This window comes from Kitasatospora sp. NPDC053308, from assembly GCF_055585785.1.
In genome coordinates this window covers 24,194-36,294 of sequence record NZ_JBVJJY010000030.1, presented here as the reverse complement: position 1 = coordinate 36,294, position 12,101 = coordinate 24,194, and the positions used below count along the sequence as shown (strand labels likewise).

The window sequence follows — 12,101 nt, the reverse complement described above, 5'->3', positions numbered from 1 at the left end:
CACCTCAGGGGGAAGCCTTGGACAGTTCTCTACCGGAGAGTGACTATTCCCTGCGGTCCGCACGGCTGTTGCGGTCCGCGGCCAACGATCTGAAACGGGACGACGCCTCGGCCGAGCAGGACCTCGGCCTGCCGCCCGGCACCTTCGCCGAGCTCACCTCGGGGCGCCGTCCGGTCGACTGGGACCTGATCGGCAAGGCGGCCGCCGTCTGGCCGCTCAACGAACGCGACCTGCTGCCGATCCACGACGACTGCCCGGACGGCGTGCGGGTCCACCGCCTGGCCGACTCCGTCGCCAGCGGGCGGACGATCAACCGGGGCGGCAGCCCGTACTACGAGTACCGCGACACCGCCATGTCCCGGGTGGCCTCCTACCGGCCGGAGTGGATCAGCATGCTCCGGGTGGTCGAGGACAGCGACCCGGACAACCCGGCGGTCGAGTGGAACCGGGGCCACCTGCTGTACCAGTTCACCTACTTCGTCGGGCCGGTGAACTACTACTACCGCTGGGAGGGCGTCTCCCACTGCGTCGAGATGAACACCGGGGACTCGGTCTGGGGCCTGCCCTTCGCACCGCACTCCTTCACCTCGCGCTCCGCCACCGAGCCCGCCTACATCCTGGCCCTCACCTACGGCGGCGACCTGCTCGGCGACGCCCAGCGGGAGCTGTCGGTGCTCGGCCCCCGCAAGGCCCGGGCGCTGGCCCTGCCCGCCGAACAGGCCGCGCTGCTGAGGTCGTTCGCCGAGGCGCGACTGCTCTCCACCGAGGAGCTGGCCCGCCGGGCGAAGCTGCCCGCACCGTACGTGGCGCAGCTGTGCGCGGGCGAGGCCTCGGCCACCGGGGACGAGACCGCCGCCCTGGCGGACGCGCTCGGCGTGGCCGTCCGCGAACTCCTGCCCACCCGGATCGGCACCGAGGCGGGGGTGCACCTCGCGTACCGCGCCGAGGCGCGCTCCTGGGAGCTGCCGGAGCGGGGCCGGGCGGCGTACCGGGTGACCCAGCTGGCCGGCGACCCGGCGCACCCGCACACCACGGCCCTGGAGGTGGACGTCCTTCCGGCGGCCGACGCCTCGTCCGGCTGGCTGAGCACCTACCAGCACCAGTACGCCTACGTGCTCGGCGAGGAGCCGGTGGAGCTCCACTGGGAGCACCGCGGCGAGCGGCGACGCGAGCGGCTGGAGCCCGGCGACTCCGCCTACGTCCTGCCGGGGACGCGGATCGCCTTCGCCGCCCTCACCGCCGACCCGAACCCCGCGGGCGCCGCCGACGACGCCGCCGCCCGCGTGCTGCTGCTGCGCGTGGGCGGCGCCACCACCACGGACGTGCGGTTCGCGCTCGCCACCATCCCGGGCGACGGCATCGAGCGGTACCTCGACGAGGACCGGCTCTGGTTCAAGTCCGACGCGGCACACCCCGACGCGGCACAGCCCGGCGCAGCACACCCCGACGCGGCACAGCCGGCAGCAGCACACCCCGACGCGCAAGAGTCCGACGCAACAGATCTGGAGTCCGCACGTGAGCACTGAGCGATCGAGCAAGTCCCGTCGGCTGCGAGCCCTGCTCGCCGAGGACGGCCTCATCCGGGCCATGGGCGCGCACAACGGGCTCACCGCACGGCTGGCCGAGCGCGCGGGCTTCGAGGCGATCTGGGCCTCCGGCCTGGAGATCTCCGCGAGCTACGCGCTGCCCGACCAGAGCCTGCTGAGCATGACCCAGTTCCTCGACGCCGCCGAGGCGATGGACGCGGCCACCGGCCTCCCGGTGATCGCCGACTGCGACACCGGCTTCGGCGGCCCGCTCAACGTCGCCCACGCGGTGGCCAACTACGAGCGGCGCGGGATCGCCGGCATCTGCATCGAGGACAAGATCTTCCCGAAGATCAACAGCTTCGCGGCGGCGTCCCAGGACCTCATCCCGGCCGTGGACTTCGCCGAGAAGATCGAGGCCGGGAAGAGCGCCCAGGTCTCCGAGGACTTCGTCCTGATCGCGCGCACCGAGGCGCTGGTCGCCGGCGCGGACATGGACGAGGCACTGGACCGGGCCCGCACCTACGCCAAGGCCGGCGCCGACGCCGTCCTGATCCACAGCAAGAGCCGCCAGCCCCGGGAGATCCTGGAGTTCGCCTCGCGGTGGGACCTCGACGTCCCGCTGGTGTCCGTCCCGACCACGTACAACACCATCCACGAGTCCGAGCTGCGCGCGGCCGGGTTCAGCGTGGTCATCTACGCGAACCAGGGCCTGCGCGGCGCGATCAAGGGGATCAAGGCCACCCTCGCCGAGCTCGCCGCCGGCGGGCGCGGCCAGGCCGTCGAGGAGCAGATCGTTCCGATGAGCGAGGTCTTCGAACTCCAGGGCATGACCGCGAAGTTCGAGAGCACCGTATGAGCGAGTACGTCTCCGCCACCGCGTTGCTCGACGGGCTGAGGACCCTCGACACCAAGCTGGTCACCGGCGTCCCCTGCTCCTTCTTCGGCGGCCCGATCCGGCTGCTGGAGGAGGGGGCCGAGGGGCTGCGCTACGTCCCGGCGGTGAACGAGGGCGCGGCCCTGGCGATCGCCGCCGGGGCCCGGCTCGGCGGCGATCCGGCCGTGGTGCTCACCCAGAACTCCGGGTTCGGCAACCTGATCAACCCCCTCACCTCCCTGGTGCTGCCGTACCGGATCCCGGTGCTGGTGATGATGAGCCTGCGCGGCTGGCCGGCTGCGGGGGCCGGCGAGCAGCAGCACCACTGGATGGGGCGGGTGTCCCACCCGTGGCTGGACTCCCTGGAGATCCCGCACTGGACGCTGGACGGACAGGTGCCCTTCGACCAGGTGCTCGCCGAGGCCGCCGACGCGCTCAAGGCGCGCCGCCCCGCCTTCCTGCTGGTGCCCAAGGGCGCCATCGGCGCGGTCCCGGGCGTGACCGAGCACGGTCGCGCCGAAGGGCCGGACCGCGCCGACCTGGTCTCCGCGGTGCTGGCCGAGGTGACGGACGAGCACCTGCTCGCCACCACGGGCTTCCTGTCCCGCGAGCTGTTCAACCAGGGCGACCGTCCCGGCAACTTCTACATGCAGGGCTCGATGGGCCACGTCGGCAGTGTCGCGCTGGGCGCGGCGCTGGCCAGGCCCGAGCGCCGGTTCGTGGTGCTGGACGGCGACGGCGCGGCCCTGATGCACCTGGGCTCCATGGCCACCACCGGCCACTACCGGCCCGAGAACCTGCGGCACGTCGTCTTCGACAACGGCAGCTACGAGTCGACCGGCACCCAGCTCACGGCGGCCGGCCGCGCCGACTTCGCGGCCACCGCCCTGGCCTGCGGCTACCGCACGGCGGAGACGGTCGACTCGGTCGCCGAGCTGCGCCCGGCGCTGCGCCGGCTGCTGGACGGCCCCGGGCCCGCGCTGCTGGCGGTGCGCGGCGTGCCGGGAGCGGCGGCGGGCGGACGGGCCTCGGAGAAGGTCTCGCCCGACGAGATCGCCGACCGCTTCGCCGACGGGCTCGCCGACCGGCCCGTCGACGGCGGGCGGACGGCCGGGGACTCCCATGCTGTCTGAACTGGTACGGCTGCCGGGCCACCCGGCCGCGCACTTCGGCCGGGGCGCGGCCGGCCGGCTGCCGGAGACCCTGGAGGCCCTGGGGGCCTCCAGGGTGCTGGTCGTCGGCGGCCCCGGCTCCTTCGAGCGGTCCGGCGCCGCGGACCTGGTGCGCTCCCTGGAACGGGACCACCGGATCCGCTGCTTCATCGGGTCGGGGCCGAACCCGACCCTGCCGACGGTCGAGGAAGGACTGGCCGTCGCGCGGGAGTTCCGCCCCGACCTGGTGATCGGCGTGGGCGGCGGCAGCAGCATGGACCTCGCCAAGGCGATCGCCGTGCTCGCCCCCCAGCCGCGCCGCCCGCTCGACTACCTGCGCGACCCGGCGCTGCTGGAACGCGACCGGCTCGGCCTGGTGCTGCTGCCGACCACCAGCGGCTCCGGCAGCGAGCTCACCCGGTTCGCGACGATCTACGTCGACGGCCGCAAGCACTCGCTGGACTCGGAGCGCTCCCGGGCCGACGCCGTCCTGGTCGATCCGCGGCTCACCGAGAGCGTCCCGCCGCAGGTGGGCGCCTCGGCCGGGGCCGACGCGCTCTGCCAGGCGGTCGAGTCCTCCTGGGCCGTCAGCGCCACGCCCGAGTCCCGCCGCTACGCCCGGCAGGCCGTCGAGTCGCTGGTGCCCGCGCTGGACCGGCTGGTCGACGGCACCCCGCCGTACGACCGGGAGGTGTACGACGGGCTGGCCCTGGGCGCGGCGCTCTCGGGAGCCGCGATCAACCTCACCAGGACCACCGCCGGCCACGCGCTCTCGTACGGGCTGACGGCCCGCGCCGGCATTCCGCACGGGCTGGCCGTCGCCCTGCACATGCGCTGGCTGATCGGGCACAACACGGCCGCCGCCGAGGGCGACTGCCTGCACCCGGACGGACCAGCCGTGCTCCGCGGCCTGGTGGACGACCTCCAGGCGCAGTGCGCGAGGAGCACCGGCGACTCGCTGGAGGCCCTGCTGGGCCGGCTCCTGGAGCGCGGCGGCGTCCCGGACCGGCTGGCCGGCCTGGGGCTGCGCGCCGAGGACTGGACGGCGGACTGGCAGCAGGCGCTCGGCACCGTCCGAGGTGGCAACAATCCGCGCGTGGTGACGCCGGACGACGTACGCAAAGCACTGGAAGAGTAGGAGCTCGAGCCATGACCACACCCCGCGTGATCTACACCGACCCCGCGTGGCTGCGCACGGGCGACACCATCGACCCGGCGCTCGCCACGGTGGAGAAGGAGGTCCTGGGCGACACCGCCGAGCTGGGCTTCGGCCCCTTCGCCGACGGGCGCTACCGGCTGGACGGCCCCGAGCTCGCCGCCCGGGTGGCCGGTGCCGAGGTCCTGGTGGTCTACCGCTGCCAGGTCACCCCGGAGTTGCTGGACGCCGCCGGGCCGGGCCTCAAGGCGGTCGTCCGGCAGGGCGTCGGCGTCGACAACCTCAACGCCGAACTGCTCCAGGAGCGCGGCCTGCTCGGCTTCAACGTGCCGGACTACTGCGTGGACGAGGTCTCCTCGCACACCACCGCGCTCGCCCTCGCGCTGGAGCGCGCGGTCGTGCCGCAGCACCGGACCCTCTCCGAGGGGCGCTTCGACATCTACGCGGGCGGCGTGCCGCGCCGCACCAGCAGCCGGACGCTGGGCATCGTCGGCTTCGGCCGGATCGGCCGCGCGGTGGCCCGGAAGCTGGGCGTCCACTACGGCCGGACCCTGGTCTTCGACCCGTACATCGGCCGGGACCTGGCCGAGGGCTACGGCGCCCACGCGGTGGACACCCTCGCCGAACTCCTCGCCGAGTCCGACCTGGTGACCCTGCACTGCCCGCTGAACCCGGAGACCGACCGGCTCATCGACCGCACCGCGCTGCGCGGCATGCGCGAGGGCGCCTACCTGATCAACGCCGCCCGCGGCCGGCTGATCGACCCGGTGGCGCTCACCGAGGCGCTGGAGGGCGGCTGGATCGGCGGCGCGGGGCTCGACGTCTTCTCGCCGGAGAACCCGCACGACGACGCGGCCTGGGCCCCGGTGCTCAAGCACCCGGGCGTGGTGGTCAGCAGCCACCGGGCCTTCCTGTCCAGCGACGCCGAGGCCAGCAGCCGCCGCCGGGTCGCCGAGCTGGTCCGGGACGTGCTGGCGGGCCGGACCAAGCTGGTCGGCCGGGTGCTGGCGGAAGGGAACTGAGCGATGACCACCCTCTCCCCCACCTCCGCCGCCGGGATCGGGGCCGGCGTCGCCGTGCTGTCCACCGGGGACGTCCGCGTCCCGGTGTACCCGGCGGCAGCGGCCCTGCCCGCGCGGGGCGACCAGCCGTACCCGCCTCCGGCGGGGCGGGAGGACCTGCGCGCGGCCATCGCCGCGTACGCCTCGGCGAGCGGCACCGCGACCGTCCGTCCCGAGCAGGTCCTGGTGGCGCCCGGCGCCCGGGCCGCCATCCTCTCGGTGCTCGCCGGGGCGCTCGGCGAGCGGCGCGAGGTGCTCGTCCCCGGGCCGTACTGGGCGAGCTACCCCACGCTGATCGGGGCCGCGGGCGGCACGGCGGTGCTCGTGCCCGGTGACGTCGGCGTCGGCGCGCCCTCGTCGGCGGCGTTGGAGGCCGCGCTGACCGAACGCACCGGCGCGCTGGTCCTCAACTCCCCGCGCAATCCGGACGGTTCGGTGATCCCGGCGGAGCGGCTGCGGGAACTCTCCGACTGGGCCCGGGCCCACGGACTGCTGCTGCTCTTCGACCAGGTGTACCGGGGAGTGCCGGTCGGGGACGGCCCGGCACCCTCCGTCCTCGGGTTCGGCCCCGAACTGCCCGAGCACTGCGTCGTGGTGGACGGGCTCACCAAGAGCCACGCGCTGGCCGGCCTGCGGATCGGCTGGGCGATCGCCGCCGGGCCCGTCCTGGACGCCGCGACCGCGCACGCCTCGCACGTCATCGGCGGCACCGGCTCGGCCGCCCAGCAGATCGCCCTCACCGTCCTCGGCGAGCCCGGCCGCGACGACCGGCGGGCGCACCTGGGCTCGGCCCTGCGGGGCAACCTGAAGGCGGTGCTGGAGCGGCTGTCCGGGATCCCCGGGGTGTCCTGCCCACGCCCGGACGGCGGCATCTTCGTCTTCCCCGACCTGCGGGGCTGGCTCACCGAGCACGCCCCGCCCGGGGCCCGCGCCGACCTCACCGGCTGGCTGCGGGACGAGCACCGGGTCGCCGTCGTGGACGGGAAGGCGTTCGGCGCCCCCGGCCACGTCCGGTTGTCCTTCGCGCTGCCCGAGGACGACCTGCTGGCCGGTGTCGACCGGCTGCGGACCGCGCTGCTCGGCTGACCCGTCGGGGGAACTCCGAAGGTGCACAAGGACGTTGGTGCGGGGCGAGGCCCGGCGGGGCCGCAACGGTGAGCAAGGAACGAGGGGGAGAGAGACAATGCCAGGTGCGCTGCGGGTCCGGGTCGTCCGTTCGGCCGAGGAGCTCAGCCCGGGGCTGGACGCCCTGGTGTCGGCGTCCGGGGCGCCGTTCTACTTCGGCCGGGAGTTCCTCGCCGCCTACGAGCACTACCCCGTCCAGGCGGTCGCGGACCGGTACTACCTGGAGGTGTACGACGCCGAGGACGAACTGCTCGGCTTCGCCCCGTGCCACGTCCAGGCCGACCCCCTGGGAGCGCTCGGCCTCGCCCCGGGCGAGACGGCACTGGTCTCCCACCTGTGGCACTGCCCGGACAGCCACCTGGTGGCCGTGCAGCGCCGGCCCGAGGTGGCCGCCGCACTGCTGGCGGCGATGGGCCGGTGCGCGGCCGAGGCCGGACTGGCGCGCTACGGGTTCGTCAACGTCGAGGTGGGCTCGCCCAGTGCGGCCGCGCTGGAGGCCGCCGGCCTGACCGGCACTCCGATCGACAAGCGCTACGCCCTCGACCTGAGCCCGTTCACCACCGAGGACGACTACCTCGCCACCCTCAGCGGCAGCACCCGCCACGAGTACCGGCGGCAGCTGCGCCGGGCCGCCGAGGCCGGGGCCGAGATGTCGATGCGGACGGCCACCGCGCACGAGGAGGCCGAGCGCTTCCGGCTGCTGGAGATCAGCGCCGCCCGCTTCGGCTCGGCCGGCTACTACGACGCGCAGCGGATCGTGGACTTCCTCGGCATGATGCAGAAGGCCGCGCGGATCAACGAGATCCGGCTCGACGGCGAACTGCTGGCGATCGGCATCCTCTTCGCCGAGGACCGCAAGCTGCACACCTGGGCCGCCGGGTACGACCGCGAGCGCGAACTCCCGTTCAGCCCCTACTACCTGCTGCACGCCTCGGCGGTACGCTACGCGTTCGAACTGGGTCTGCCGGTCCTGGAGGGCGGGCGGCGCAACGACGACTTCAAGATGCGTTTCGGCATGGCCCAGAAGCCGCTGGCCGCGTACTTGGGTCCTGACGAAAGGTCGTGACCGATGGCGTTCCGCCTCGCCGTCACCGAGGAACTCCCGGACGACTGGGAGCTCGTCACACAGCACGCGGCGGCTCCCGCGACCAGACGGTGGATCGGACTCGGCCACGACTGGCTGCCCGGCAGTCTGCGCACCCTCGCCCTGCGGGACGAGGACGGCACGTGCCTGACCGCGATAGGCGCCGCGATCGTCGAGGATCCCGGGGCGCGGCTGCGGCTCAACGCGCACCAGGTGCTGTCCGGCGGCACCGCCGCGATCGGCCTGGCGACCGAGGGGCCGTACCCGTGGGAGGGCGTCGAACACGCCGAGGTGTTCCCGTCGTTGCTGCTGATGTACCCCAACTACGCCGGCTTCCCGGTGGGGCCGGCCTGCGAGGACCGGGCCGTCCTCAAGGAGTTCGTCGCCCGGATCACCGACTGGGCACGCGCGCAGGGGCTCCGCTCGGTCAGCCTGCTGTTCCTCCGGGCGAGCGCGGACCCGTTCATCGAGGAGCTGCGGGCGGCCGGCTTCGACCTCCTCCAGCTCACCGAGACCTGCGACCTCCAGGTCACCTGGACGGACCTGGACGGCTACATCACCCACCTGCCCAGCAAGCGCCGGGTCGAGGTCCGCCGTGAGCTCCGGATGCTGGAGGAGCGGGGCATCGAACTCGACGCCCGCCCGCTCGCGGCGGACGAGCCGGAGATCCTCGACCTGCGCTGCCAACTCGCCGAGAAGTACGACGGGGTCTCGGACGCCGAGCGGGAGAAGCGCATCCTGAACGGGCTGCGCGACCACGTCGCGCCCGAGGACCTGACGGTGTTCACCGCGAGCAAGAACGGCACCATGCTGGGCTTCGGGCTGATGGTCCGGGACGGCGAGGAGTGGACCGCCGCCATCGCCGGGACCAACTACCGCACGGAGGAGTCGGAGTTCACCTACTTCGCCAACCTCTACTACCAGCCCGCCGCGCTGGCCGCCGCCCACGGCATCAGGACCATCGCCTACGGTCCCGGCTCCTGGGACGCCAAGCGGCGCCGGGGCTGCCGACTGTCGCCGCTGTACGCGGCCGGGCTGCTGCTCGGCTGAGCCGGCCGACCGGCAGGCCCGGCCGTGGCGGACGGCGGCGCGGCGCCGTGACACGCGGCGCCGTGACACCTGGCGCCGTGGCGCCGATGAGGGCGGGGACGTCGCGGCGTCCCCGCCCTCACGCGTGTGCGGGCGTCGTCCCGGTCACCCTCCGGCTCCCGTCCGGTGCGTCCGGTCCGTCCGCCCCGACTCCCCCGCCCGCGCGAGCAGTTCGGCGAGGTGGACACCGTCCCGGCGGGCGAGCTGGGTGAGTTGGGTGCGGCAGGAGAAGCCGTCGGTGAGCAGCACGGCGTCCGTGCCGGACTCCCGCACCGCGGGCAGCAGCGCGGTCTCGGCGACCGCCACGCTGGTGTCGTAGTGGCCGCGTTCGGCGCCGAAGTTGCCCGCCAGGCCGCAGCATCCGCCGACCACCCGGACCTCGGCCCCCGCCCGTTCGAGCAGTGCGCGGTCCGCGGACCAGCCCATCACGGCGTGGTGGTGGCAGTGCGGCTGCGCGACGACCTCCGTGCCGGTGAGCGACGGCGGCTGCCAGCCGGTGACGCCGTCCAGGAGCTCTGCCAGCGTCCGGGTGGCCCCGGCCACCGACGCCACCGCACCGGACCGGCCCAGCAGTTCGGCGGCGTCCCCCCGGAACACCGCGGTGCACGAGGGTTCCAGGCCCACCACGGGCGTGCCGGCCGCGACGTGCGGCGCCAGGGCGTCGACGCTGCGCCGCAGGATGCGCCGCGCGGTGTCCAACTGGCCGGTGGAGATCCAGGTCAGTCCGCAGCACAGCTTCCGTTCGGGGATCCGCACCGAGAAGCCGGCGTCCTCCAGCACCCGGACGGCCGCGATGCCGACCTGCGGGGTGAAGTGGTCGGTGAACGTGTCCACCCAGAGCAGCACCGGGGTTCCCGGGCCGGGCCGGTGGCCGGCGAACCACTGCCGGAAGGTGCGCGGGGCGAACGCGGGCAGCTCCCGCCGGTGGTCCACCCCGGCGAGCCGCTTCGCCGCGCGGCCGAGCGGCCCGGCCATCGCGCCGTTGACCAGGCCCGGCGCCCAGGACGCCAGCCGCGCCCACTGCGGGAGCCGGCCGAGCGAGTAGTGCGACGCCGGGCGCAGCCGGCCCCGGTACCGCTGGTGGAGCGCCTCGGCCTTGTAGGTGGCCATGTCGACCCCGCTGGGGCAGTCGGACGAACACCCCTTGCACGCCAGGCACAGGTCCAGCGCCTCGCGCACCTCCTCGGACCGCCAGCCGTGCACCAGCGATCCGTTGGCCATCTCCTGGAGCACCCGCGCCCGGCCGCGCGTCGAGTCCTTCTCGTCCCGGGTGGCCCGGTAGGACGGGCACATGACCGTGGCGGAGGGCTCGGTGGCCCGGCACTTGCCGACGCCGGTGCAGCGGTGCACCGCCCGGCCGAAGTCGCCCTGGTCAGCGGGGTAGGAGAAGGCCAGGCCGGCGCGGACGGGCCGCGCGGCGGGCAGCCGAAGGTCCGCGTCGACCGGGCGGGGCCGCACGATCACCCCGGGATTGAGCAGGTCGTCGGGGTCGAACACGGCCTTGACGGCGGCGAACGCCTCCAGTGCGGCGGGCGAGTACATCCGCGGGAGCAGCTCACCGCGGGCCCGTCCGTCGCCGTGCTCCCCCGACATCGAGCCGCCGTGCCGGGCGACCAGGTCCGCCGCGTCCTCCAGGAAGGCCCGGAACACGGCCGGGCCGCCGGGCCGGTCCAGCGGGAAGTCGATGCGGATGTGCACGCAGCCGTCGCCGAAGTGGCCGTACGGCGTCCCGCGCAGCCCGTGCCCGGTCAGCAGCGCCTCGAACTCGCGCAGGTAGGCGCCGAGCCGCTCCGGCGGTACGGCGGCGTCCTCCCAGCCCGCGTGCGCGGGGTGGACGCGGCTGGCCAGCCCCGCACCGTCCTCCCGGATCCGCCACAGGGCGGCGGCCTCGGCGGGATCGGTCACCACCCGGGCGTCCGGCGCCCCGGCCGCCGCCACGGCCCGGGCCGCCTTCGCCCCGGCCTCCGCCGCGCTGTCGCCGCCGACCTCGACGAACAGCCACCCGCCTCCGCGGGGCAGCGCGGGCACCGCCGCGGATCCGCGCATGCCGCGCACCACGTCCACGATCCGCGCGTCCAGGCCCTCGACGGCGATCGGCGCCTCGGGCAGCAGCGCGGGTACCGCGTCGGCGGCCGCGGCCATGTCCGGATAGCCGAGGACGGCGAGCGCCGTCGCGGCGGGGGCCGGCACCAGGCGCACGGTGGCACCCAGCAGCACGCCCAGGGTCCCCTCGGTGCCGACCAGGGCGGCGGGGACGTCGAACCCCCGCTCGGGAAGCAGGTGTTCCAGGGAGTAGCCGGACACCTGGCGGCCGAAGCGCCCGAGTTCGGTGCGGATCACGGACAACCGCCGCGCCACCACCTCGTGGAGGGCCGCGAGGGTCGGCGACGCTCCGGGGTCGGCGCCCTTGCGGGCGGTGATCCGTTCGCCGGTCCCGGTCAGGACGTCCAGTTCGACGACGTTGTCCGCGGTGCGCCCGTAGCCGAGCGCGCGGGACCCGCAGGCGTTGTTCCCGATCATGCCGCCGATCGTGCAGCGGCTGTGGGTCGAGGGGTCGGGGCCGAACCGCAGCCCGTGCGGCGCGGCGGCCCGCTGCAGGCCGTCGAGGACGACGCCGGGGTCGACCACCGCCGTGCGGGCGGACGGGTCGACGTGGTGCACCCGGTCCATCCGGCGGGAGAAGTCCAGCACCACACCGGGCCCGACCGCGTTCCCGGCGATCGACGTACCGGCGCCGCGGGCGGTCAGCGGGACGCCGAGCGACCGGCAGACCTCCAACGTCGCCAGCACGTCGTCCACGCCGCGCGGAAACGCGACCGCCGTCGGCACCACCCGGTACAGCGACGCGTCGGCGGAGTACTCCGCCCGACGACGCGCCGACACGTCCACCTCGACCCCGGCCCGGCGCAGTGCGCCGGCGAGCGCGTCGCCGATGGTGCTGGAGATGTCCATCCCTGCCTGCCCCCCGTCACGTCATGACGAACCGTCGGGATCATGCCACAGCACGACAGGATCCCGACGGCCGCCGGTAG

General features: G+C 74.6%; 9 protein-coding genes. 8 read left to right on the top strand and 1 reads right to left on the bottom strand.

The window, feature by feature from the left end; translation table 11 throughout:
- Positions 1–68 precede the first annotated feature (68 nt).
- The 8 genes from ACZ6Y7_RS35695 to ACZ6Y7_RS35660 all read left to right on the top strand — a co-directional run bounded on the left by ACZ6Y7_RS35695 (position 69) and on the right by ACZ6Y7_RS35660 (position 9,030).
- The gene (locus ACZ6Y7_RS35695; RefSeq protein ID WP_465762118.1) at positions 69–1,526 is read left to right on the top strand and encodes a helix-turn-helix domain-containing protein; all 1,458 of its coding nucleotides are present in this window, start codon (positions 69–71) and stop codon (positions 1,524–1,526) included.
- The gene (locus ACZ6Y7_RS35690; protein WP_465762117.1) at positions 1,516–2,385 is read left to right on the top strand and encodes an isocitrate lyase/phosphoenolpyruvate mutase family protein; all 870 of its coding nucleotides are present in this window, start codon (positions 1,516–1,518) and stop codon (positions 2,383–2,385) included. Before ACZ6Y7_RS35695 ends, ACZ6Y7_RS35690 begins: the two co-directional genes overlap by 11 nt.
- On the top strand, positions 2,382–3,536 hold the full coding sequence (gene aepY / locus ACZ6Y7_RS35685) for a phosphonopyruvate decarboxylase (protein WP_465762116.1): 1,155 nt from the start codon (positions 2,382–2,384) through the stop codon (positions 3,534–3,536). The genes ACZ6Y7_RS35690 and aepY overlap by 4 nt, the downstream gene beginning before the upstream one ends.
- Complete coding sequence (locus tag ACZ6Y7_RS35680) at positions 3,526–4,692, top strand: phosphonoacetaldehyde reductase (RefSeq protein WP_465762115.1); 1,167 nt, start codon at positions 3,526–3,528, stop codon at positions 4,690–4,692. Before aepY ends, ACZ6Y7_RS35680 begins: the two co-directional genes overlap by 11 nt.
- An 11-nt stretch (positions 4,693–4,703) precedes the next feature.
- Entirely contained in the window at positions 4,704–5,732 is a 1,029-nt protein-coding gene (locus ACZ6Y7_RS35675) for a C-terminal binding protein (protein WP_465762114.1), read from the top strand.
- Between the two features lie 3 nt (positions 5,733–5,735).
- On the top strand, positions 5,736–6,857 hold the full coding sequence (locus ACZ6Y7_RS35670) for a pyridoxal phosphate-dependent aminotransferase (RefSeq protein ID WP_465762113.1): 1,122 nt from the start codon (positions 5,736–5,738) through the stop codon (positions 6,855–6,857).
- A gap of 97 nt (positions 6,858–6,954) precedes the next feature.
- Positions 6,955–7,962 carry a GNAT family N-acetyltransferase gene (locus tag ACZ6Y7_RS35665; protein WP_465762112.1) on the top strand — a complete coding sequence of 336 codons (1,008 nt, stop codon included), beginning with the start codon at positions 6,955–6,957 and terminating at the stop codon, positions 7,960–7,962.
- Between the two features lie 3 nt (positions 7,963–7,965).
- Entirely contained in the window at positions 7,966–9,030 is a 1,065-nt protein-coding gene (locus ACZ6Y7_RS35660) for a GNAT family N-acetyltransferase (protein ID WP_465762111.1), read from the top strand.
- 144 nt (positions 9,031–9,174) lie between these two features.
- On the opposite strand, the gene ACZ6Y7_RS35655 is transcribed toward ACZ6Y7_RS35660, so the two are convergent.
- Positions 9,175–12,021, bottom strand: a complete 2,847-nt coding sequence (locus ACZ6Y7_RS35655; RefSeq protein ID WP_465762110.1) for an FAD-binding and (Fe-S)-binding domain-containing protein — start codon at positions 12,019–12,021, stop codon at positions 9,175–9,177.
- Positions 12,022–12,101: the final 80 nt, after the last annotated feature.